This is a genomic window from Pandoraea pulmonicola (assembly GCF_000815105.2).
GTDB lineage: Bacteria > Pseudomonadota > Gammaproteobacteria > Burkholderiales > Burkholderiaceae > Pandoraea > Pandoraea pulmonicola.
Genome location: NZ_CP010310.2, coordinates 832,987 through 855,728, shown reverse-complemented (window position 1 = coordinate 855,728; position 22,742 = coordinate 832,987). Strand labels below are relative to the sequence as shown.

General features: G+C 65.4%; 19 protein-coding genes. 8 read left to right on the top strand and 11 right to left on the bottom strand.

From position 1 onward, the window contains the following. Positions 1-18 precede the first annotated feature (18 nt). From RO07_RS03790 to RO07_RS03780, 3 genes are all read left to right on the top strand, one after another. Positions 19-1,620, top strand: a complete 1,602-nt coding sequence (locus tag RO07_RS03790; RefSeq protein WP_052267001.1) for a glycosyltransferase family 39 protein — start codon at positions 19-21, stop codon at positions 1,618-1,620. 209 nt (positions 1,621-1,829) lie between these two features. After that, entirely contained in the window at positions 1,830-2,534 is a 705-nt protein-coding gene (locus tag RO07_RS03785) for a response regulator (protein WP_039408158.1), read from the top strand. Between the two features lie 21 nt (positions 2,535-2,555). After that, a complete protein-coding gene (locus RO07_RS03780; RefSeq protein WP_039408155.1) occupies positions 2,556-3,671 on the top strand; it encodes an ATP-binding protein in 1,116 nt (371 codons plus the stop codon). A 30-nt stretch (positions 3,672-3,701) separates the two neighbouring features. Here the strand turns inward: RO07_RS03780 and RO07_RS03775 are convergent, their stop codons facing one another. The 3 genes from RO07_RS03775 to RO07_RS03765 all read right to left on the bottom strand — a co-directional run bounded on the left by RO07_RS03775 (position 3,702) and on the right by RO07_RS03765 (position 8,668). Then, entirely contained in the window at positions 3,702-5,993 is a 2,292-nt protein-coding gene (locus RO07_RS03775) for a patatin-like phospholipase family protein (protein ID WP_052267000.1), read from the bottom strand. A 107-nt stretch (positions 5,994-6,100) separates the two neighbouring features. Next, entirely contained in the window at positions 6,101-7,324 is a 1,224-nt protein-coding gene (locus RO07_RS03770) for an MFS transporter (RefSeq protein ID WP_052266999.1), read from the bottom strand. Between the two features lie 75 nt (positions 7,325-7,399). Beyond that, positions 7,400-8,668, bottom strand: a complete 1,269-nt coding sequence (locus tag RO07_RS03765) for an FAD-dependent oxidoreductase (protein WP_039408154.1) — start codon at positions 8,666-8,668, stop codon at positions 7,400-7,402. A gap of 100 nt (positions 8,669-8,768) precedes the next feature. Here RO07_RS03765 and RO07_RS03760 point away from each other — a divergent pair, with 100 nt between their 5' ends. Beyond that, entirely contained in the window at positions 8,769-9,668 is a 900-nt protein-coding gene (locus RO07_RS03760) for a LysR family transcriptional regulator (protein ID WP_039408153.1), read from the top strand. A 133-nt stretch (positions 9,669-9,801) separates the two neighbouring features. Here RO07_RS03760 and RO07_RS03755 read toward each other — a convergent pair whose 3' ends face one another. From RO07_RS03755 to RO07_RS03725, 7 genes are all read right to left on the bottom strand, one after another. Continuing rightward, positions 9,802-10,746 carry an NAD(P)H-dependent flavin oxidoreductase gene (locus RO07_RS03755; RefSeq protein WP_039408152.1) on the bottom strand — a complete coding sequence of 315 codons (945 nt, stop codon included), beginning with the start codon at positions 10,744-10,746 and terminating at the stop codon, positions 9,802-9,804. Positions 10,747-10,849: 103 nt separating this feature from the next. Further along, on the bottom strand, positions 10,850-11,365 hold the full coding sequence (locus RO07_RS03750) for a MarR family winged helix-turn-helix transcriptional regulator (protein WP_039408150.1): 516 nt from the start codon (positions 11,363-11,365) through the stop codon (positions 10,850-10,852). A gap of 93 nt (positions 11,366-11,458) precedes the next feature. After that, the gene (locus tag RO07_RS03745; protein ID WP_039408148.1) at positions 11,459-12,820 is read right to left on the bottom strand and encodes an MFS transporter; all 1,362 of its coding nucleotides are present in this window, start codon (positions 12,818-12,820) and stop codon (positions 11,459-11,461) included. 42 nt (positions 12,821-12,862) lie between these two features. Continuing rightward, positions 12,863-14,521 carry an AMP-binding protein gene (locus tag RO07_RS03740; RefSeq protein WP_115088931.1) on the bottom strand — a complete coding sequence of 553 codons (1,659 nt, stop codon included), beginning with the start codon at positions 14,519-14,521 and terminating at the stop codon, positions 12,863-12,865. Beyond that, positions 14,514-15,314 carry an enoyl-CoA hydratase/isomerase family protein gene (locus RO07_RS03735; protein ID WP_052266998.1) on the bottom strand — a complete coding sequence of 267 codons (801 nt, stop codon included), beginning with the start codon at positions 15,312-15,314 and terminating at the stop codon, positions 14,514-14,516. The genes RO07_RS03740 and RO07_RS03735 overlap by 8 nt, the downstream gene beginning before the upstream one ends. A 51-nt stretch (positions 15,315-15,365) precedes the next feature. After that, a complete protein-coding gene (locus RO07_RS03730) occupies positions 15,366-16,559 on the bottom strand; it encodes a CaiB/BaiF CoA transferase family protein (protein WP_237171369.1) in 1,194 nt (397 codons plus the stop codon). After that, complete coding sequence (locus tag RO07_RS03725) at positions 16,556-17,335, bottom strand: enoyl-CoA hydratase/isomerase family protein (protein ID WP_237171368.1); 780 nt, start codon at positions 17,333-17,335, stop codon at positions 16,556-16,558. The genes RO07_RS03730 and RO07_RS03725 overlap by 4 nt, the downstream gene beginning before the upstream one ends. 234 nt (positions 17,336-17,569) lie before the next feature. Between RO07_RS03725 and RO07_RS03720 the strand changes: the two genes are divergently transcribed. The 4 genes from RO07_RS03720 to RO07_RS03705 all read left to right on the top strand — a co-directional run bounded on the left by RO07_RS03720 (position 17,570) and on the right by RO07_RS03705 (position 20,946). After that, positions 17,570-18,505: a hydroxymethylglutaryl-CoA lyase gene (locus RO07_RS03720; protein WP_039408145.1), complete on the top strand. Its 936-nt coding sequence runs from the start codon at positions 17,570-17,572 to the stop codon at positions 18,503-18,505. Between the two features lie 17 nt (positions 18,506-18,522). Beyond that, positions 18,523-18,927 carry a PaaI family thioesterase gene (locus tag RO07_RS03715; protein WP_160118078.1) on the top strand — a complete coding sequence of 135 codons (405 nt, stop codon included), beginning with the start codon at positions 18,523-18,525 and terminating at the stop codon, positions 18,925-18,927. A gap of 116 nt (positions 18,928-19,043) precedes the next feature. Further along, positions 19,044-20,096: a porin gene (locus RO07_RS03710; RefSeq protein WP_052266996.1), complete on the top strand. Its 1,053-nt coding sequence runs from the start codon at positions 19,044-19,046 to the stop codon at positions 20,094-20,096. Between the two features lie 220 nt (positions 20,097-20,316). Next, entirely contained in the window at positions 20,317-20,946 is a 630-nt protein-coding gene (locus RO07_RS03705) for a glutathione S-transferase family protein (protein WP_039408144.1), read from the top strand. A 29-nt stretch (positions 20,947-20,975) separates the two neighbouring features. On the opposite strand, the gene pdxR is transcribed toward RO07_RS03705, so the two are convergent. Further along, positions 20,976-22,526, bottom strand: coding sequence for a MocR-like pyridoxine biosynthesis transcription factor PdxR (pdxR, locus tag RO07_RS03700; protein WP_039408143.1), 1,551 nt, complete (start codon positions 22,524-22,526; stop codon positions 20,976-20,978). Between the last annotated feature and the right edge of the window lie 216 nt (positions 22,527-22,742).

Below are 22,742 nucleotides of genomic sequence, written 5' to 3'. Positions count from 1 at the left end.
TGCGATAGCTGAACAGTCATGGCGTTGCCAATTTCCCCGATCAGGTCCGCCGAAGCCGGTCCCGATTCCACCCCGCTGCCCTTCGGACCGACGCCCGTCGCAGGGCTTCGCGCCAGTGCGTGGGAACGCCTGTGGGCGCAGTACCGTGCTCCGCTGACCTACGTCGCATTCTTCGGCCTGATCTGGACACTGGTGAGCGGCGCGCTCGACCCGACCGTCCCGTACGACGCCGTCGAAGCGCTGAACTGGGCGCGCAACGCCGAATGGGGTACGCCCAAGAACCCCTGGCTGACCGGTCTCGCGTTCTGGCCGGCGCTTGGGCTGCGCGGCCCAGCGCAGGCCGTCTACTGGTACGCATCGCATTTTGCCGCCGTGGCCGTCGGCCTGCTCGGCGTCTGGCAACTCGCGCTGCGTCTCACGCGCCGACGCGAGCTGGCGTGGCTCGCCATGCTGAGCCTCAACGTGTCCGGCGTGCTGAACGTCGACATCCTGCCGTACAACGACAACTTTCTGCTGGTCATGCTCTGGCCGTGGATGCTGTACCTGCTCGTGCGCGCCGCCTTCGACACGCCGACGGCATGGCCGTTGTTCGCCGTCGTGGCCGGTCTCGCCGCCATGACCAAGTATTCGACGTTCGCGCTCATCGGCATGGTGTTCCTGCTCACGCTGCTCTCGCCCGAGCTGCGGCGCAACTACCGAAGCCCGTGGTTCGCGCTCGCCGTGGCGATCTTCCTGCTCATGGTGCTGCCCAACATCTGGTGGCTCGCCCATCACGACTTCGCCGCATTTCGATGGGTCGGCGACCAGGTCCGGGAGCGGCTGAACCTGCGTGGCCTGAAAGCCACCGTGTCCGCGTTCTATCCCATCGCCGTGCTCGCCATCGCCATCCTGCTGTGCGGGGCGCGACTGCGCCGGCCCACCTCGCCGGAGGTGCGGGCGCCGCTGCTTCTGCTCACGCGCGTGCTCCTGCTGCCGCTCGTGCCGATCGTGGCGTACTTCACGGTGTTCGACGGCGGGCGTGTGACGGAATGGCTGCAACCGTTCGCCGTGCCTGCGCCGGCGTTGCTGGTTGCGTGTGTCGCGGGTGCCCGTTCCGGGAGCGGACAGGAAGTGTCCGTGCGCCGCGCCATCGTGGGATTCGCCGGCGCCGCTGCCATCGTCGTCGTGGTCTACGCCTTCTTCCTCTGCGCGAACGTGAAGAACGCCGGACAGAAATTCTCTGGATTGAAGACCTTGAGCGTCGTCCTCGATCAGCGCTGGCGAGACCGGTACGGCGCCCCGCTGCGTTATGTCGGCGGCCATCCTGTCTCGCATTGGCTGACGTTCTATGTGCCGGGCAATCCGTATCTGCTCTCGGCCTGGTCGAACGCAGCGCGACCCAATATCTACACGTATGACATCGACGAGGCCAACGTGCGGCGCGACGGCGCATTGCTCTTGGGAACACCGGACGTGCGCTGCGACGACGCGGACTTCAGCGCGGTGCTCGCACAGTGGCCGACGCTGAAGATCGACACCACCGAAGACGTATTATTCTCCTTCCATCGGGATGCCAAGCAAAAGCAGAAGCATCTCTGCGTCGCCCTGGTCGCACCCGCCGCGCCACCCGAGGAACATTGAACCCTCCATCGGCCGGTAGCGCTATCGATCGGGCGGGTGGGCTGGAAGGTGTCGCACATCGGCCACATGTCTTCAGGGAAAGACGGAAGCCATTAGAATCCAGAAAAGCACGGGAAACGGCTGCACCGCGTATGCCGGCTCCGGCGCCGCGCCCGCCATGGCGCGCACGGACGCATCGCCATCGTTTCCGCCCAATAGAAAACACCACCATGTCTACACGGATCCTGCTTGTCGAAGACGATGTCCGGCTCTCTGCGCTGGTTGCCGAGTACCTGCGTAAGCACGAGTACGACGTCGACACGGTGCTCGACGGCGCTCTCGCCGTCCAAACGATCGTCAGCCGACGTCCCGACCTCGTCATCCTCGACGTCAACCTGCCCGGCAAGGACGGCTTCCAGATCTGCCGCGAAGCCCGCCAGCATTACGACGGCATCGTCATCATGGTGACCGCGCGCGACGAGGAATTCGACGAAGTGCTGGGCCTGGAGCTGGGCGCGGACGACTACGTGCACAAGCCCGTGCAGCCGCGCGTGCTGCTCGCCCACATCAAGGCGCAACTGCGCCGCACGGTGCAGCGGCAATCGCCCGTGGTGCAGCCCGACGCCATCACGCTCGGCAGATTCACCATCGACCGGGAAAGTCGTACCGTGACGCTGCCCAACGGCCGCACGCCCGAGCTGACATCGGCCGAATTCGACTTGCTGTGGGCGCTGGCCCGCTCGGCAGGCAAAGTCGTCACGCGCGACGAACTGCTCAAGGAACTGCGCGGCTTCGAATTCGACGGGCTGGACCGCTCGATCGACGCCGGCATCTACAAGCTGCGCCGCAAACTCAACGACGACACGGCGGCGCCGCACCGTATCCTCACCGTGCGCGGCAAGGGCTATCAGTTGAACAAGTCGGGCTGGGACTGAGCGCCAGGATCGAGACAACGCATGCCATCCACCAAGTTTCAGCCCTATCGTCACTATCGATTGCGCTGGCTGCGCTTCCGGCGCTCCTGGACGGATACGCGCGCCGACCGGCGCCCGAGCTGGTCGCGTTTGTACGTGCGCACCTACACCGGCATGCTGTTGCTCTGCCTGTCCATCTGGATCGTGCCCGCCGCGATGCTGATCGCGGCGCCCGCCGGCGCGGCGTCGCGCGACTTCCTGCTATCCGTGCAGTTCCTGCTGCCGAGCATCGCCGCAACGCTGATCCTGCCCGCCATCGTGGCCTATCGCTGGATGCGGCCCGTGTGGGTCGATCTCGTCATGGTGCGCGAGCGCGCCATCGACTTCAGTGGGGGACGTTTCCACACACGCGCCCGCGAGTCGTACAGCGTCATCATCGGCCCGCTGGCGCGTACGCTCAACGCACTGGCGATGCGCATGGAAAAGCTCATCGCCACGCAGCGCGACCTGACCAACGGCATTTCGCACGAACTGCGCACGCCGCTCGCCCGGCTGCGCTTCGCGCTGGAAATCCTGCGCGACCCCACGTCGTCGGCCGAAGCGCGCCAACAGGCGCTCGCAGGAATCGACCAGGACGTCACCGAACTCGACGAACTGATCGACATGAGCCTGACGTACGCGCGCCTCGAATACAGCTCGCTTCAATCGAACCTCGAGAAGACGTCGGTGGCGAACTGGCTCTCGCAGCAGGTGCTCGACGCCGCGCTGCTGTATGCGGAGCGGGAAATCACGCTCGTGGAAACACTGGAGCCGTCGGTGCTCGTCGCGATGGACAAACGGCTGATGTCGTTCGCCATGCGCAACCTGGTCCGCAATGCGGCGAGGCATTCGCGCTCGCGCATCCACGTCGGCATGCGCCTGCGGCACGGCAACGTCGAGGTGTACGTCGAAGACGACGGCCCCGGCGTTCCCGAAAGCGAGCGTCAGCGGATCTTCGATGCGTTCGTCCGGCTCGATCGCCGCGTGGGCGGACACGGTCTCGGGCTCGCCATCTCCCAACAGGTCCTGCAGGCGCACAACGGGCGCATCGTGGCGACCGACCCGCTCACGCTCGGCGGTGCACGCTTCGAGATGAGCTGGCCGGCCGACAGCGCCTGAGCGCCGGGGCGCGGCTCACGCCGCCAGGCATCAATACGTCCGGCCCAACTGGAAGTAGAGATTTTTGCGGCCGCCAGGCGCGACAGCCACCCCCAGATAGATCGGACCGAAGGCCGTGGTGAGCGCGGTGAACAGTGTCGCGCTGCGTTTGAGCGAACCCCGCCCGAAACCTCGATCGAGATCCCACACGTTGCCGGCTTCCAGGCTCATCCCGACAAAAAGCCGCCGAATCGGCGAGGCGGTGAACGTGGCGATCTGGTTCATGTAAGTCACCTGTCCATACAGCATCGACGCGCCGGAGAGTTGATCCGCCGCATAGGCGGACAGATGCTGGAAGCCGCCCAGCGTGAAGCCGAGCGGGTTGGCGAGGTTCGGCCCTCCGAAGGTGTTGCCGGCCTCGATGCTCGCATTGACGGTGTGGCGCCCGAAGCTTGCCGCACCGAGCGCCTTGCCGTACAGCTCCGTCGTCTTCCGATCGGCGGAGACCAGCGACTGTTCGCCGCGCAACTCCAGGAAATAGCCGCGACGCGGGAATTGCGGGTCGTCCAGCTGGTCGATGAGCAAGCGTGCACGGGCGCTGAGCTGATGGCCGTAGAGATCCGGAAACAGCAAGCCGCGCGGCACGTTGTTGTCGTCGGTGATCGGCAGATTGAACTGCGGTGTGGCGTATGCGTGCGAGTAGGCAACACCGAAGCGGAATTCGCCATAGTGCGAGAGCGGGACACCAAAGTCGACACCGGCCCGCTCGGACGTGAGCCGATACCGCGTGATCCTCACATCGCTCGAATCGTCGTAGACGTTGGCATGCCGACGCTGCACTTCCACATAGGGAGCGACGTACACGCCCCAGGCATTGACAATCGGCTGACGCAGCTCCATGTGCAGATTGAGCAGATCGCTCCCGATGGTGCTGTCGACGCGTGCTTCGAGACCGTTCTGCGTGAGCCATGGACGACGATAGCCGATATGCATCCGGAAGCTCCCCTCCTCCTTGCTCGTTGCCGACAATCCGAGTCCGAAGAGCAGGAAGTTCGGCCCCCAGCGCTTCTCCTGAGCGTCGATGACGAGCGTGTTCTGTCCGTTCTCGTCGACGAGCTGTTGCGTGACGCTCTCGAAATCGCCCTGGTTGGACAACGTCATCAAATCCTTGTTGATCTGCGCAGGATCGTAGACGTCGCCCTCCTTCACGTGCACCGCCCGTCGGATCTTCGCCGGCGAGACCACGCCGCGCGAACGGATCTCGACCTTCGCGATGCGGATCGTGGGCGTGGGCAGCGATTCGTGCGTCTCGCGCCAGGCGGCGTAGTCGGCGGGCGACATTGCCAGGTGTTTCAGCTGCGGCAGCGCGGCGCGCGTGGCGGCGGCGCCCGCATCGATGGCGCGCGCCGCATCCTGGAAGTCGGCGAACGTCAGGTTGCCGAGATCGGGCTGGATCAACACATCGCCCGCATTCAACTTGTCGCGCTGCCGCGCCACGTTCTGGCGAATCAGAATGCCGATCATCTGCTGCATCACGTCCGCCGGCGAGGCGAGCGCGTTGAGCGGGCGCAAGCGCGAGCCGATATCGACGGCAATGACGACATCCGCGCCCATTTCGCGCGCCGTCTCCACGGGCAGATTGCTGACGATGCCGCCGTCCACGAGCGTGCGGCCGTCGACCTCGGCCGGCGAAAAGAGCCCGGGTAACGCCATGCTCGCGCGAATCGCCTGCGAGAGCGAGCCGTGATCGAGCACGACCATCTCTCCGGTGCGCAGGTCGGTCGCGATGGCACGGAACGGAATCGGCAGGCTGTCGAACTTCACCTTGCCGGCAAATCTGGCCGTCCAATCCTGCAGCAGCGCCTGCAGACGGTTGCCTTGCACGAGGCCCGCGGGCAGTTGGAAACCATTGCTGCCGAAGCCCAGGGAAAAACTATTGACGTAGTAGCGCTGGTCTTCGCGCTCGGACTGCGGCAGATCGCTGCGCTCGACGACATCGAACGCGATATCGGCCAGGTTGATGTTCTCGAGCCGCTTGCGCATGTCGTCGGCGCTCATGCCGCTCGCGTACAGCCCGCCGACGATGGCGCCCATGCTCGCCGCGGCGATGCAATCGACCGGGATGCGGTTTTGCTCCAGCACCTCCAGCACGCCGAGATGAGCATACCCGCGCGCCCCGCCGCCGGACAGCACGAGACCGATGGACGGACGCTTCGCGTCGCCGCTGGCGGGGCGGCAGGCGCCGGCATACGCTGCGCCGGAGGTAAGGACGGCGGCAATCAGGCTTGCCGACAGACAGGCGGAGACGAGCACCGACCTGCCCATGCCGTGGTGACGAATCATCGACTGCGGGGGGCTGAGAAAACGAAGAGATTACCAGTTTTCCGAAACCGTTCCGTCGTCGACCCAACAACGCAAGACGCCTGATTTTTCTATGGAAATCGGCGCTGTCAGAAGGTTTTTCGCTCCCTTACCGCGAACATGCAGAGCGTGGCAACCAACGGCCCGAGCGCCAAGGCGAAAAAGGCCATGGGAAACGAGCCGGTCCACTGGAACACCACGCCGACCACCAGCGGCACCAGCACACTCCCGAGTTGCCAGAAGGCGTTCGCGAAACCGTATGCCGTGCCCACGAGCACGGGACCGGCGATCTCCGCCACCATCGCCACGATGAGCGGCGTGTAGATGAACGCGGCCACACCCAGCACGGGTGCGAAGATCAGGAAGGCGGTCTCCGACGTCAGCAGCCCGAAGACCATCAGAGAGGCGGCGAATCCCGCGAAACAGACAATGAGGATGGCCTTGCGCTTGCCGCCCAGCCAATCGGACACGAGTCCGACCAGGGGCTTCGATACGATGGCGCCGACCCCGAACATGGCTGCGATCTCGCCAGCCGCGCGTGCCGACAGGCCATGGCCCTTGATGATCAGCGCATTGACCCAGAAGGCAAAGCCCCAGGTTCCCCACAGCGCCCCGAAGCCGACAATGGCCAGCAGGATCAGATCCCTGTTTCGTAGCAGCACCGCCAGTCCGGGCTTTTGCGTCCGGTTCGATTCGCCTGGCAGGGGCGCATCTCGCAGGAAGGCGATGCACAGCACGCCGACGATGATCGTCAATACGCCCAGCGTGCGGTACACCCCCTCCCATCCGATGACACCCGACAGATAGGGCACGGCGGCATTCGTCGCTACCACGCCAACGGAAGACGCCGTGGTGAGAATCCCCATCGCCCGTCCGCGCGTTTTGAAATCGAACCACGTCGCGACGAGCTTCACGCAGGCAGAATAGTCCGCACCGGCGGCGACGCCCATCAGGCACTGAATGCCCAGCCCCATCCAGGTGCTGGTCGTATAGCCGAACGCAAAGGTCGTCGCGCCCAACGGAAGCAGCGCTACCGCCAGCATGCGGCTCGGCCCGTACTTGTCCGTCCCCAGACCACCCAGCGCGTTCGAGATGACGTAGCCCACATAGAACGCGGTGACGAACGTGCCCAGTCCTGCCACGGACATGCCGAGCGAGCCGCCAACCTTCACCGACAGACTGGCCCACGCCAGCCGGTCGACGAACGCGAACAGCAGCGCCAGCCATGCGAGCGTGAGCACGACCCATCGGTAATGAGCGCGAGGCGCGACGGCTGCGCCGCCCGTGTGCCCCTTTGCATTGAGTTCCGCCACAACCCTGTCTCCTGAAAATCGTGATTTGTTTTTTGATCTTCTTGTGCTGCTTGCGATACCGCTGCCGCCGCTGAATCAGACGTCGTCAGCCGAAATGACGGCGCCCTGTTCGATCAGGCTCCGCTGAACGTCGCCAGCGGCCAACGTCCCGCCCTTTGTGTAGTACGCCGCCGCGACACCGGCGGCCTGCCCCGTCGCAAAGGCCGTGCCCATGACGCGCAGGCTGGCGCCGGCCTTCCGGTCGCCGTCGGCGGTCCGGCCGGCAGCAAAGAGGTTCGGCGTATCCACCGACAACAGGCAGGACAGCGGGATGTCGTAGGTGCCCGACGGAGGGAGCTCGAACGTGCTCTCGTACGTCTGCCGGTCGTGCCACTCCACGCCCCAGGTGCCCAGCGCAATGGTGTCGGGCGCGCGGCGATCGCGCAGCACATCGTCCCACGTGAGCTGGCCCACGCTGTTGATGTGGCGGCTCTCGCGCGTGCCGAACTCCGGCCCCGTGCAGGCAAGGTACGCGTGCTCCCAGCCCGGCAGGCGCTTGAGCACCTCGAGATATCGCCAGGCCTGTTCGCGTCCGTTCGCCTCGGCGCGCGACAGGCTCACGACGTCGCGCGGGTCGTAATCTGCCGACGCCAGGTACGCAACCACATCGCCCGAAATGGGCAGGCGCGCGACCACGCTCTTGCTTTTGGTCAGCGTCGGCACATGCTCGTCGCCCGCGGCCTGCAGGGCGCCGACGATGGCTTTGTGAACGCTCTCGGCGGACACGTCCGCGTGGCTGGCGATCCCACCGAAGCGCGTGCCCAGCGTACCGAGATTCACGGCGCCGCCGTTGCCGTATCGCGTGGACGCGCCAGCAAAGGCGGCCAGATCGCAGTCGCCGCTGGCATCGACGAACGCACTGGCCTCGATCGAATGTTCGCCCGAGTGGTCGGCAAAACGAACCGTCGAAATGCTGTCGCCGTCGCGTTCGGCTCCGGTCACGAAGGCGTGCAGAAATACATCGACGCCCGCGTCGCGACACACGCGATCGAGCACCAGCTTCACCGCTTCGGGATCGAAAATCAGGAATACGCCGCGATGGCGCTGAGGTCCGGTAATCGCGCCCATCGCATCGAGCATGGAAATGACCGTACCGGCGATACCCCTCACCGCTACCTTCGGCGTGTCACCAAGCGTGTAGATGCCGCAATAGGTAAGCACGCTGCGTGTCGTTGAAGCGCCGCCAAGGCACCCCGCCGCTTCCACGAGCGCCACCTTTGCGCCCATTTTCGCCGCGCCGACGGCGGCGGCCACACCCGCAGATCCGCCGCCCACGACGACGACGTCGTATCGATACTTCGCCACCTTGATCCCTCCTCCAGATGATTGAGACGCATGCTATCTGGTCTCATTCGTGATCAGTTGCGCTATATTGGCCTTTCACTTTTTGCGTTTTGCGAAAGATATGGACACGCTTCTCAACCTTCGGGCCTTTCTGGCGTCGGTGCGATACGGCAGCTTTTCGGCGGCGGCGCGGCAAGTCCATGTCGTACCGTCGGTGATCGCCAAGCGCGTGTCCGAACTCGAGCATCTGACACAGACGCGGCTATTCCTGCGCACCACGCGAAGTCTGGAACTGACCGAAGCCGGCCGGAAATTCCATTCGCACGCGAGCGCGCTCGTGGCCGAATTCGACGCGGTCGTCGGCAGTATGAAGCGCGCGGAGGGCGCGCTCGAAGGCCATCTGCGAGTCAAGCTGCCCACCACGCTCGCCGTGATGTATCTGGCCGAGTTGGTGAGCCAATTCCAAAGCGAGCACGAACGCATCACCATGGAGGTCGTGCTCGTGGATCGCTCGATCAATCCGGTGGACGAGAACTACGACATCGCTGTCACGGGGCTGGAGGAGAGTTACGAAGGCGTTGTCGACATCCCGCTATGTCCGCTCGCTCGCGCCGTGTACGGCGCGCCACGCTATCTCGCCCGCAAGCCGGCCCCAGCGCACCCACGCGAACTGGCCGATCACGACTGTCTCGTGTTCAAGCCGCAGGGCGCGACGTGGCAGTTCGAGAGTAGCAGGGGGCCCATCAGCGTGGACGTGACGCAAAAGCTCGTGACCAACGACAACGTGCTGCTCTTCACGTCCGTCTGTGCGGGCAATGGTCTTGGCGTACTTCCCGCATATCTCGTCGCCGGGCACCCGCAGGGGCATACCCTCCAGACGGTGCTCGACGAGTTTCCACTGCACGCCACCTGGTTGAAGGCGCTCGTGCCCAAGCGGCGCGAGCCGTTGCCGCACGTGGCGGCATTCGTGGAATGGCTCAAGTCGCGCCTTGGCGAAGCCCCGCCGTGGGCGGCCGCTTGATCGGCAGGCAGTTGGTCCGGCAGGGCTTATCCCCACGCTCCGCATTCTCGGTCGCGCAAGCTAGGCACCTCCCCGCTTTCGCCGCACTGAACGCCAACGGGATGGTGTTGGACATCGACGACAACGGCTTCGGTCAGGCGGCAACGCGGCGTACGGCACGCTCGCACTCCTCGACCAGCCGGGCCATGACATCGGCCGCCGCGGGCAGATCGGCGATCAGCCCCGCCGATTGGCCGAGCTCGACCTTCCCCCAGTCAACATCGCCGTCGAGCGCCGCCTGCTTGAGGGAGCTGGATTTGAACAAGGTGTCGTAAGCGGCGTCATCGGACTCGTCCCGATCGGCCTGCAGCACACGTTCGGCGAAACGATTGCGGGTCATGCGTACCGGCAACCCGCGCACGCCGACGAGCACGGTATCGTCGATGTCGGTATCGAGCACCGCGTGCTTGTAGTTCTCGTGGACGCCAGCCTCGCGCGTTGCCAGAAATCGCGTGCCGAGTTGCACGGCATCGGCGCCGAGCGCCAGCAGGGCAGCCACCCCGTAGCCGTCCGCCACCCCGCCGCCGGCCACGATGGGCAGATCGAATTCGACGACAGCGCGACGCACCGCCACCAGCGTGCTCACGCCGTTCGCAGGCGGGTGCCCGCCCGCTTCCGCGCCCACGACGACAAGCGCATCGACACCGGCATCGGCGGCCTTGCGTGCGTGCGCCATGGTCGAGACGACATGAATCCATCGCACGCCACGCGCATGAAAGCGCGCAAGATGCGCCTTCGGCCCGCCTTGCGAGGCGATCACGACGGGCACGCCCTCCTCTTCGATGACGTCGAGAAATTGCTCCGCCTGGGGCCGGTACAACGGAAGATTGACGGCGAACGCACCGTTCGTGGCGGCCTTCACTTCGCGCACGGTGGCGCGAAAGGCATCGAGATACATCGGGCCGGCGGCAATGACTCCCAGCCCGCCGGCATTCGATACCGCGATAGGCAACGCCGCATTCGAGGACGCCCAACTCATCCCGGCCTGGAGGATGGGATATTTGATATTCAACAGCCGGGTGAGACGGGTCTGAAGCATGAAAAATCCCTGAGATTACCGCGCGAACGCGCATTGACCACGCCCGTCAATCTAAGGGATATATGCACCAAAGTCAAACAATTTACAACGCAGTCCGTTGAACTCACACGTCACTACCAGCTTCTTCCCGCTCCTGGTCAAGCATGATCCTCGCCTGATACGTGAGCTTGTCAAGTATCTTCGGCAAGGCATCGCGCTCCGCGCGCGTCAGTACGGAAAGCAGGCGCTCGTTGAGCTCCTCCGCAACGGGGAAGACCTGTTTGACGAGATCGCGTCCGTGCGGCGTGAGCGAGATCACCACGCCACGCGCATCGGCACTATCGGTGCCGCGCCGAAGAATGCCACGCGCCTCCAGCGCGCTCACGGTGCGGCTCATCAGGCCGCGATCGAACTGCGCCTGCTCGGCCAATCGATTGAGCGACATGCCGGCGCTGCCGTGAAGCAGTGCAATCGAGCGCCATTCGTTGAGCGTCAAACCAAAGTTACGCTCGTAAACGCTCGACGAACCCTTGGTGTAGATGTTCGTCAGTTGGCGCAGTTGAAACGAGGTGAGTTGCCGCAAGTCGGAAGGCGTGCCGGGCGCCGGTTCCGGCGAGCGCGAGGAAGTCTGCTTGGGCATGTGTCGAGTTGACCGTGATGGAATGGCGTCATGCTATCGCCTGGCCATGGCACGGTCAAACGCCGACGCCCGCAAACGCTCGCGAATACCGACTCAGGAATGCGAGACGCCTTTGGGCAGCAAACGCGCCGGAATGCCGACCAGCAGCAGAATGCTCCCGAACAACACGAAGCAGCCCGCGACCTGCAATCCGAGCGCAAGGCTGCCCGTGGTCGACTTCACGTAGCCGATCACGCTCGGTCCGACGAGGCCGCCCATCGCGCCGATGCTGCTCACTACCGCAATGCCCGCCGCCGCGCTTGCGGGCGCCAGGTAAGTCGAAGGAATCGTCCAGAACACCGACAGGCTCGACAGATGCCCGGCAGTGGCAATCGCCAGCAGCAGCACGGCCAGCTCGAGGTTGTGCGACAGATAGGGCATGACCATCAGGCTGAGAGCCGCGCACATGAGGGGCACCGCGGCATGCCAGCGACGCTCGCGGTGGCGATCCGAGTGGCGGCTTACGATCAGCATTGCCACGATGCCGACCACGGGGGGAATGGCGGAGAGCAGCCCCACATGGAACGTATCGCGCACCCCGGTCGACTGAATCACCACCGGCGCGAAGAATGCGATGGTGCTCGCCAGGACATAGGCGCAGAACGACACCAGCCCCGCGACGTACACGCGCCAGTCGCCGAGCGCCGCCAGCGTGCCTCCATGGCGCCCCTTGCCTGCCTTCTGCCTGCGCTCCTCGCCCAATACGCTCGTGAGTCTCGCCTTCTCGTCGGCACTCAACCACTTCGCCGATTCGGGGCGATCTTCCAGACTGAAGAAGACGATCACCCCAAGCACGATCGCCGGCAGCCCTTCGAGCAGGAACATCCACTGCCAGCCGGCCAGTCCATGCACCTCGTGGAACTGCCGCATGATCCAGCCCGACGTGGGCGCACCGATCATCGTGGCGATCGGAATGGCCACGAACGACAGCGCCGTCACCCGCGCACGGCGCTCGGCCGGAAACCAATAGCTCAGGTAGAGAATCAGGCCGGGGAAGAACCCCGCTTCAGCCGCACCGAGGAGCATGCGCGCGACGTAGAATTCCATCGGCGTACGGACGAACATCATGGCGCAGGACACGGCGCCCCAGAGCGTCATGATCCGCAGGAGCGTCTTGCGAGCGCCCATGCGCGCGAGCATCAGGTTGCTCGGCACCTCGAAAAGCAGGAAGCCCACGAAGAACAGGCCTGCGCCGATTCCGTACACCAGGTCGCTGAAGTGCAGATCCGCCTTGAACTGGATCTGCGCGATGCCGATGTTGGCGCGATCGATGTAGTTGATGATGTAGCAAACGAACAGCAGTGGCAGAATGCGCCACGCGATCCTGCGATAGGTCGCCTCCTCGACCGCTGGCGCGGCCGCAGGCGTCGCGAGGCCGTCGAACGGCTGCGATGCCGTCGTCGTATGTGAAGTCATGTCTCCTCCGGTATTTTTTTGGATGGGGTCCGGCGCGTCGCGTCAGGACAGGCCGAACTCCCGTATCGCGTAGTCGCGCAGCTTGTTCTTCTGCACCTTCGAGCTGCCGGTCATGCCGATGCCGTCGAACGACTCGACGAACCGCAGATAGCGCGGCACCTTGAAATTCGCGCAGCGGGCACGGCACCAGTCGATCAGCGCCTCGGCACTCACCTGGGCACCGGGACGCAGCACCACGAACGCGGCAGGCACTTCGCCGAGCCGCGCGTCGGGCACGCCGACCACCTGCGCGAGCTGAACGTCCGGATGCGTGAACAACGTCTCTTCCACTTCGGCCGGCGCCACGTTCTCGCCCCCGACCCGGAACACGTCCTTGAGCCGCCCGAGCATCCGCATGCGGCCTTCGGCGTCGATCACGCCAAGGTCGCCCGTGCGCAGCCAGCCGTCGTCGCTGAATGCCTGCGCCGTCTCCTTCGGCTTGTTGTAGTACCCCTTCATCACGCTCCAGCCACGCACCTGGATCTCGCCCGGCTCGTCGGGCCCCAGCACCTCGCCCGTCGCGGTCGAAACGGTGCGGATCTCGAGGCCGGGATGCGGACTGGCCCATCCGCCCACGCGCAGCGCGAGCGGGTCGCGCCAGTCGTTGAGCACGACGTTCGGCGACGCTTCCGACTGACCATAGGCGCCGACCATGTACGGCACGCCCATCACATCGTGGATCTTCTGCATGATCTCCGGGCCGGCCGCCGCCCAGCCGCCTCGCAAGTGAATACGCTCGCGTCGGAACTCCGGGTGCCCCATCATCATCAGGAAGATCGTGTCGTTGCCCGACGTGAGCGTGCAGCGCTCCTCATCGAGAATGGTGAGCACGCGCGCGACGTCGAACGACGGCACCGAGAGCAGGCACGCTCCCGTGACCAGCGAGACGAGCAACGACATCGTGGTGCCGGCCACATGGAAGAACGGACGCACGCTGAAGTAGCGATCATCGGCGCGCACGCCGATGCGCAGCGCCGACGCCGCGGCATTCATGAGCATGCTGCGATGACGCAGCAGCACGCCTTTCGGGAACGACGTGGTACCCGAGGTGTACTGGATGAGAAGAATGTCGTCCGGCAAGACCGCCGACGCGCGGCGGGCCGCTTCGGCATGCAGCTCCGCCGTATCGGGCAGCGCATCGAAATGCTCGACGCCGCGCGGCAGGTCGCGCGCGCGCTCGCCGACCATCACCACGTGACGCAGCAGCGGCAGCACCTCGCCGGGCAGGCTCTGGTCGAGTGCCGGCTCCACACCCCGCAGCAACTGCGTGTAATCGATGTTCAGGAACGTGTCGACATAGAACAGCACTCGCACATCGCCCTGGCTCAGACAGTAGTTCAGCTCGTCGGACTTGAAGCGCGTGTTGATCGGCACGGCCACCGCGCCGATCGACGCCGCCGCGTAAAACAGGACGACCCAGTTCACCGAGTTGCCCATCAGAATGCCGACGTGCTCGCCATGCGCGACGCCTAGCGAGATCATGCGGGCCGCAGCCTGCGCCACGCGCTGTGCCAGCGTCCCGTAGTCGATGCGCTCACCGTCGATCACCAGCGCTTGCGCACTCGGCGTGCAGCGCGCGCGTTCCGCGAGAATCGCGGGCAACGTCACCGGCCCCGTCAAGCCGAACTGACGCGCATGGATTTCATACTCAGCCTCAGCCATGGCGACCTCCTTGCGGCAAGCCCGCGCTCGTCTGACCGTTCGCAGTATCGCTCCCGAACCCGGCGATCCGGCTGCCCCAGTCGGGGCTTTGCAGCAACGTCTCGATGGCCAGCATTTCGATGGCAAGCGCCCCGGCGGCATCCGTCTCCACGCCCTTGTCGATGCAGTGCTTCGTGAGATGCATGGCGAGTGGCGGTGCGGCAGCGATGTCCCGGGCCATGGCACGCACGGTGTCGAGGGCTTCACTCGCCGGCACGATGCGCGACACCAGACCGGCGACGAGCGCCTCCTGCGCCGATAACGTGCGCCCGGTAAAGGCCATGTCCTTGGCAAGCCGCTTGCCCACGGCGCGCGGCATGCGTTGCGTGGCGCCGACCGTCCCCCAGAGCGCTTCGGGAGTGCGGAAGGCTGCCGCCTCGGTGGCCACGATGAAATCGCACGCCATGGCAATCTCCCCGCCGGAACCGATCGCGGGGCCTTCGACGAGCGCAATGCATGGCTTGCCGATCTGTTCGATGGCGTCGTAAGCGGCGAATGCCTTGATGCGGCGCGCACGCACGTCGTCGAGGCTCATGCCCTGGCGCTCCTTCAGATCGGCGCCGGCGCAAAACACCGGCCCGTTGGCGCGCACGATCACGCAGCGCACCGACGCGTCGTCGCGCAATGCCTGCACCAACGCACGCAACTCGTCGCACATCGCGGCGTTGAGCGCGTTGCGCTGCCGCGGCCGGTCGAGCACGATTTCGGCGAACCCGTCATGCCGCACGAGCGCCAATGTCTCCCAGTCTTTCATATTGGTTGGTTCCCTGTTCGCGCATCGCGCGTCTCAAAGGTCAAATCGAATTCAGATGGCGCCCTCGCGCCGCAGGTCGGCGATGCGCTCCGGCGCGTAGCCGAGCGATGCCAGCACCGCGTCGGTGTGCTCCCCCAGCAGCGGCGGCCGGCCGACTTCCGGATCGGCAAACCCGTCGAACTTGAACGGCACCGGCAGCGCGCCGAACCTGCCCACCGACGGGTGCGAAAACTCGCTCACCATGCCGCGCGCCAGGACGTGCGGATCGGCCAGCACTTCGTCAACGTGCTGGATGGGACCGGCGGGCACGCCGACGGCGTCGCACGCATCGCACAACTCGCGGCGGGTCCGGCCGGCGATCGCGTCGGTGAGCGCCGCCATGACGCGTTCGCGATGCTCGACGCGCCCGGCGTTGGTCGCGAGGGACGCATCGGCGGCCAACGCGTCGAGACCGAGCAGTTCGCACAGCGGGCGCCAGTGCTGATCGCTGCAAGTGATGTGGACGTAGGCGCCGTCGCGACAGACGAAGGTCGCCGACGGCACGCGACCCGGGTGTTCGGTGCCCAGACGGGGCGGCACTTCTCCCAGCGCAAAGTAGCGCCCGGCCGCGAGCGTGAGCAGACTGACCTGACCATCGAGCATCGAGAAGTCGACGTGGCAACCCGTGCCGGTGCGCGTTCGCCCCTGCAAGGCACTCAGAATCGCGATCGCGATCCACAGGCCCGAGGACAGATCGGCAATGGGCAGCCCCGGCTTGACCGGCCCGCTGCCGCGCTCGCCCGTCAGACTCATGAGCCCGCCCATCGCCTGGAAAACCGTGTCGTAGCCCTTGCGTTTCGCGTACGGCCCCGTTTGGCCGAAGCCCGTGCACGAGACATAGACGAGCGCCGGATGGGCGGCGCGCAGGGTGGCCTGATCGAGCCCATGGCGCGCGAGCGTGCCGACGGGGAAATTCTCCAGCACGACATCGGCGCGCATGGCAAGGTCGTGGATGATCGCGCGACCGGCTTCCGTCTTCATGTTGGCCGTCACGGACTGCTTGCTGCGATTGCAGGCGAAGTAGTATGCGGACTCGTCGCCCACCTTCGGCTCGAACGAGCGCGTCTCGTCTCCACTGCCCGGCTGCTCGATCTTGATGACGGTCGCGCCCAGTTCAGCGAGGATCATGTCGGCGAACGGGCAGGCAAGCACGCGCGCCAGCTCCAGGATCGTGACGCCGGCCAGCGGCTTCATCGCCCCGTTCATGCCTTCGCCTCACGCTTGGGGAAGCTGCGCATCATCAGGTTGGTGTCGAGCGAGACGTCGAAGGCCTGCGCGAGCGGCAGATCGGCCACGCGATGGAACAGCCGCTTGGTGGCCGCCATCGCCACCGGATCGTAGTCGGCCAGTCGCTGCGCAAGCGCCACCGCCTCGTCGACGAGCGTGTCGTCGGGACTCGCTCGATTGGCGATGCCCAGCGCGAGCGCGCGGGATGCATCCATGGTGTCGCCCGTGGAGACGAGCTCGAATGCCGTCTTGCGTCCGACCTGGCGCACCAGGTTGGCCATCACGATGGCCGCCACGATGCCGTGCTTGAGCTCCGGATAGCCGAGCCTGAGACTCTCGCCCACGACCAGCAGGTCGCACGCCAGCGCCAACCCGGCGCCACCGCCCATCGCGTGCCCCTGCGCCGCGCCGACGACCGGCGTGCCGATCGCGGCGAACGCGCGATGCAGCGACGTCGTCAGGTGCGCGCGCCTGAGCGCGGCCTGCGCGGCATCGGCATCGGCATCGCCACTCCCCGCAACGAAGCCGCCGAATTCCTTGACATCGGCACCCGCACAGAAACTCTGCCCGGCGCCGGCCAACACGATGGCGTGAACGCCCGGATCCTCATCGGCATCGCGCAGCGCGTCGAGCAAGCCGCGCGTCAGTTCGTTGTTCAGCGCGTTACGCTTATCGGGGCGGTTCATGGTGATCACGCGCACTGCGCCGCGATCGGAGATCAACAGGGAATCGGGAAGCGTCATGGTTCGGGACATCGGATTCTTCGGCATGAGGTAAGACGGGTATGTCGGCTAGCCTAATTCAATAAACGTGACTTAGTCAAACAAAATAATTATCTGACAAATAACCCATCCATAAAAAACATCGAATTTATACAGTTCATGCAGATAGCATCGGCTACACAATTAATAATTTATTTGACATTGCATCACATTAAGTGATTTCATGCGGCCAATCGAACTCTCCTTGGCGCGCTGCGCCGTCCCATCATGTCCGACATCACCCTGTGCGAGTGCTTTGCCCGTGATGGCTTGCAGCACGAAACCGCTTTCCTTGCCACCGACGTCAAGCGCGACCTGATCGACCGGTTCGCGCGCGCGGGCTTTCGCCGCGTGGAGGCGACCTCCTACTCCAACCCGGCCGTGGTGCCACAGTTCGCCGACGCCAGCGAACTGCTCGCCGGATTGCCTCGCGTCGAAGGGGTGTACTACAAGGCGACCTGCGCCAATACGCGCGCCGTCGAGCGCGCCCTGGTCGATCTCGACGCGGGCATCGGCGCGAATGAAATCAGTCTGCTCGTCTCCGCGAGCGAGTCGCATTCGGCGCGCAACCTCAAGCAGTCGCGCGCGAATCAGTGGTTGCGCATCGAGGCGATGGTCGACGCCGCACAGGGCCGCTTCCGGCTCATCGGCACGATCTCGGTGGCCTTCGGGTGTCCGTTCGAAGGCGCCATCGATCCGGCGGTCGTCCTGCGCGATGTGGAGCGGTTCGCGTCGCTCGGCGTTCGGCACGTCACGCTTGGCGACACGATCGGCGTCGCCACCCAGGCCTCCACGCGAGCCCTGTTCGCGCAGATGCGTTCGGCGTTTCCTGACGTGCACGCGATCGCCCACTTCCACGACACGCGCGGCACCGGCATCGTCAATTACCTCAGCGCGCTCGACGCTGGCGTGCATCACTTCGACGTGGCGTTCGGCGGCGTAGGCGGCCATCCCGCGAAAGTCCAGTACGGCGGCGGTGTGACCGGGAACGTCTGCACGGAAGATTTCGTGAACGTCCTCGAAACCATGGGGCTGGATACCGGCATCGACCTCGGAGCGATGATGGCGGCCTCGCAGGCGTGCGAGAGCGCGCTCGGGCGGCCGTTGGCGAGCCGCGTGGCGCGCACCGGCCTGAACCCCATGCTCGCGGCACACGGGAAGTGACACATTCCGCGCCGGCCTTGCGGGTCGAATCTCAGTTCTGTCGCGATCAGGGCATCACGCTCGTGGCGCACGATCACAACTCGGTCGTGCTCGCATGCGAAGTGCTCCCGCGCCACACCAACCGCCACGGCAATGCCCACGGGGGCCTCGTCGCCACACTGCTCGACACGGCGATGGGCATGGCCACGCGGGCGAGCGGTGCGGTGGAGAACCTCGGCACCGTCAACCTGACGATCAACTACCTGCGCCCGGCCAGCGGACGAATCACCGCGCACGCCCACGTGCGCCGCAGCGGCCGCTCGCTCGCCTTCTGCGAGGCGGAAGTTCGCGACATGCAGGGTCGTCCGCTCGCCACGGCAAGCGCCGTCTTTGCCGTGGCAGCCCACACCGGCGATGCGAGCAGCCTGCCGGGTCCGCCCTGACGTCGGGCGTCGCCGTCTTCGGCGGAGCGCCCTCCCTTCGAAACCGCGACAAACCCCGACAACATCACAACGCAACAACACCACAACATCACAACACCACAACGGAGACACGTTTCATGCCTTTTGCAACCCGACGCCGCCTCGCGTACGCGGCGGCCTGCCTCACGCCCTTGATGCTCGCCCCGGCGAGCGCCCGCGCCGAAGTCACGCTCTACGGCCTGATCGACACGGCGATTCGCTATGAAACCAACGCCAACGCGAGCGATGCGCGCCTGTTCAGCGCATCGCAAGGCTCGTTTACCGGGTCGCGTTGGGGCATCAAGGGCACCGAGCAGCTCGCGCCCGATCTCGAAACGTTCTTCGTGCTGGAGAGCGGCTTCAATCTCGACGACGGTACGTCGCTGCAATCGACCAAGGGCCCGGGCTTCGGGCAGGATTCGTCGAATGGCGCGGGACGGCTCTTCGGCCGGCAGGCCTTCGTCGGCGTGCGCGGCAGCTACGGCGCGCTGTCGTTCGGGCGCCAATACAGCGTGGGCTACACGGCGATGGGCGCGGCTCAGATCTTCAACAACCCGAACCTGGACACGTTGATCGTCGCAAGCAACTACGTGGGGAGCCGGCTCGACAACACCGTGAAATACACGCTCGACGCGGGTGGCTTCTCGCTCGGCACCGCCTATACGTTCGGCAACACGGCAGGCAATGCGCACGCGAACTCCGGTGTCGGGATCACGGCGGGCTACACCGCCGGCGGCGTGAACGGCACGTTACTGTACCAGCGCCTGACGTCTGCCGACGGCACGCAATCGCGCAACACGTTCGGCTTCTCCACCGGCGCCGCCTTCGGCGCGTGGAAGGCCACGGCAGGCTATCTGCACAGTCAGCTGACCGAAGTCGAGACGCGCAACAACGTCATGCTGCTCGGCCTGAGCTACAACCCGCTGCCGGCGCTGACGCTCGGCGTGGGCGGCTTCGTGGACTGGCAGGCGCAACCCGGCGGCAAACGCACGGCGGTCTACGGCATGGCCGACTACCAGTTGAGCAAACGTACGGACGTCTATCTCGAGATTGACCGCAACAACATCAGCGGGCGCTACACGCTGATTGCCTCGCAAGGAACCTATGGCAGCAAGGTGGGCGTCTCGCTCGGGCTGCGCCACACGTTCTGACTCGGGCTCGACGGTCACGCGCGGCGCAACGGCATCGGGCCGCCGCCGCGCTCGCCCCCCCGGCGGCCGATCGAACGCAGCACGTGCGGCCAAGTCGGGAAGTGCCGCCATGCTCTGCGCCGCCCGTCCTCTGTTCCGGTCCGGCACCCCGGATCTGTATCTGTTTTCGGGCCCTCCATGTCCCTAGAATCGAGCCCACCCCCTACCCTTCGAGGTTCCCATGCTCCGCATTCTCGGTCGACCCGGCTCCATCAACGTTCGCAAGGTGTTGTGGCTCAGTCACGAACTCGGCATCCCGTTTCGCAACGAGCCGTGGGGGGATGGCGATGCGTCGCGCAAGCTCGACGACCCCGCTTTCGCCGCGCTGAACCCCAACAGAATGGTGCCGGTCATCGACGACGACGGCTTCGTCATGTGGGAATCCAACAGCATTCTGCGCTACCTCGTCACGTCGCGCGAACGCACGGATCTCTATCCGGTCGCGCCGCGCGAACGCGCACGAATCGACCAGTGGATCGACTGGCAGGCGTCCGATCTGAACGCTGCGTGGCGCTATCCGTTCAAGTCGCTGGTGCGGCATACCCCCGGCTACGACGACGCCGACAAGCTTGCCGCCGAGGTCCACGGCTGGACGGAATTCATGCGCGTCCTCGACGCGCAGCTGCAAGCGACCCAGGCATTCGTGTGCGGCGACACATTCACGTTGGCGGACATCGTCATCGGTCTGTCCGTGCACCGCTGGTTCAGCACGCCGATCGACCACCCGTGGATGGAGGGCGTGTCCACCTACTACGAGCGCCTTTCCACACGCGACGGTTTCCGTCTGTTCGGGCGCAACGGCACGCCCTGACAGTCGACCTTCCCGGGCACCGGTAACAGTCAGGTCGCCGACCGCCCGGCGTCGGCCAGCGTCTCCCGAAGCACCTCAGCCAGCGCAACGACGCCCGCCTCGATATGCTCGAGCCGTATCGAGGAGAAGCCGAGCCGGAACATGTTGCGCGGCGGGGCGTCGCCCATGAAGAACACGTCGCCCGGCTCGATCAGGATGCCGCGCGACTTCGCGCGCGAGGCCAGCACGTTGGCGTTGAGCGCCTGCGGTCCGCGCACCCAGCATGACGCGCCGCCCTTCACGTGCACGAACGACACTTCGGGCAGATGGGTGGCGAGCGCCGCACTCAACACCTCCGCGCGCTTGGCGTAGGTGTCCGCCAGACGACGCAGCAGCGCGTCGTGATGCCCGAGCGCCAGGAACATCGAGAACGAGCGCTGAATGAACGCCGACGGATGCCGGATCATCAGTCGGCGCAGCGCGCGCAGTTCCGCCACGAGCGCCGCCGGCGCCACGATGTAGCCCAACCGCAAGCCCGGCGCAAACGACTTCGACAAACTGCCGATGTAGATCACGCGATCGCTGCGGTCCAGGCTCTTGAGCGCGGGAATCGGAATGTCCGAATAGCTGTTCTCGCTCTCGTAATCGTCTTCGATCAGCACGAAGTCGTCCGTCTCGGCACGACGCAGCAACGCCTCGCGATGCGTGAGCGGCATCGTCGTCGTGGTCGGACATTGATGCGACGGCGTGACGTACACGTAGTCGCACTGCGACAGGCGCTCGTCGACCGGCAGACCGTGCTCGTCCACCGGCAACCCGATCAGCTTGGGCGTGCGCATCGCGAAAATATTGCGGGCGTCCGGATAACCGGGGTCCTCGATACCGACGGTCGTGCGCGCGCCGACGAGCAGATCGGCGAGCAGATAGAGCGCCTGCTGTGCACCGTTGGTAAGCACGATTTCGTCGGCGTCGGCCCACACGCCCCGGCGCGGCAGCACGCGGGTGCGGATCTGCTGGATCAGCGTCTCGTCGTCGCGCGCGATCATGTCCGGCGCCCAGTCGCGGATCTCCATGACGGTGAGCGCCTTGTGGCAGCACTCGCGCCAGTCCGCCGTCGGGAACATGGTCGGATCGAACTGCCCGTAGATGAACGGGTACTGATACTGCTGCCAATCGATCGGCTTGACGATGTTGCGCTGCGCGGAAGGCCGCACGACGTAGCGCCCCTCCCAGTCCGGCGTGAGCGGATCGAGCGGCGGCATGGTGCCAGTCGCCGTCGTTGCCGCCTCCGGCGCAGGCGAGTGCTGCGCTCCCACGCGAGGCGCCAGAATGTCGCCGTTCACGAAATACCCGCGCCGCTCGCGCGCGATCAGATAACCCTCGTCGACCAGTTGCTGGTAGGCCAGCACCACCGTGTTGCGCGCCACACCCAGCCCCTCGGCGAGCTCGCGCGACGACGGCACCGCCGCGCCGCGCATGAGACGCTCGTCCAGGATCGCCGAGACAAGCATCTGGCGAATCTGGCTCTGCAACCCCATGCCCGCGCGCGCCGACATCAGAAACAACTGGTTCCACATCGCCGCGGAAATCCGGCTCGACATCGCGTCCTCTCGTCTTGTTACTTCCAGAACGTCAATTATTACTCATCAGACGGTGACGTTAATTCCGAATTCGGGTTTGTCCGCAGTCATGCGGAATTGAGGCGAAATCGAGCATCCATGCGGCCTGCGAGGCGATTCCGCGGGAACTGGACCAGTTGGCATCATCAAATGCGGCCAACTGGCTCTAACGAACAAAAAGACGCGCGGCAATGATGC

Coding starts and splice junctions, on each gene's coding strand:
- RO07_RS03790 (WP_052267001.1), top strand. CDS start 19: ATGGCGTTGCCAATTTCCCCGATCAGGTCCGCCGAAGCCGGTCCCGAT.
- RO07_RS03785 (WP_039408158.1), top strand. CDS start 1,830: ATGTCTACACGGATCCTGCTTGTCGAAGACGATGTCCGGCTCTCTGCG.
- RO07_RS03780 (WP_039408155.1), top strand. CDS start 2,556: ATGCCATCCACCAAGTTTCAGCCCTATCGTCACTATCGATTGCGCTGG.
- RO07_RS03775 (WP_052267000.1), bottom strand. CDS start 5,993: ATGATTCGTCACCACGGCATGGGCAGGTCGGTGCTCGTCTCCGCCTGT.
- RO07_RS03760 (WP_039408153.1), top strand. CDS start 8,769: ATGGACACGCTTCTCAACCTTCGGGCCTTTCTGGCGTCGGTGCGATAC.
- RO07_RS03755 (WP_039408152.1), bottom strand. CDS start 10,746: ATGCTTCAGACCCGTCTCACCCGGCTGTTGAATATCAAATATCCCATC.
- RO07_RS03750 (WP_039408150.1), bottom strand. CDS start 11,365: ATGCCCAAGCAGACTTCCTCGCGCTCGCCGGAACCGGCGCCCGGCACG.
- RO07_RS03745 (WP_039408148.1), bottom strand. CDS start 12,820: ATGACTTCACATACGACGACGGCATCGCAGCCGTTCGACGGCCTCGCG.
- RO07_RS03740 (WP_115088931.1), bottom strand. CDS start 14,521: ATGGCTGAGGCTGAGTATGAAATCCATGCGCGTCAGTTCGGCTTGACG.
- RO07_RS03735 (WP_052266998.1), bottom strand. CDS start 15,314: ATGAAAGACTGGGAGACATTGGCGCTCGTGCGGCATGACGGGTTCGCC.
- RO07_RS03730 (WP_237171369.1), bottom strand. CDS start 16,559: ATGAACGGGGCGATGAAGCCGCTGGCCGGCGTCACGATCCTGGAGCTG.
- RO07_RS03725 (WP_237171368.1), bottom strand. CDS start 17,335: ATGTCCCGAACCATGACGCTTCCCGATTCCCTGTTGATCTCCGATCGC.
- RO07_RS03720 (WP_039408145.1), top strand. CDS start 17,570: ATGTCCGACATCACCCTGTGCGAGTGCTTTGCCCGTGATGGCTTGCAG.
- RO07_RS03710 (WP_052266996.1), top strand. CDS start 19,044: ATGCCTTTTGCAACCCGACGCCGCCTCGCGTACGCGGCGGCCTGCCTC.
- RO07_RS03705 (WP_039408144.1), top strand. CDS start 20,317: ATGCTCCGCATTCTCGGTCGACCCGGCTCCATCAACGTTCGCAAGGTG.
- pdxR (WP_039408143.1), bottom strand. CDS start 22,526: ATGTCGAGCCGGATTTCCGCGGCGATGTGGAACCAGTTGTTTCTGATG.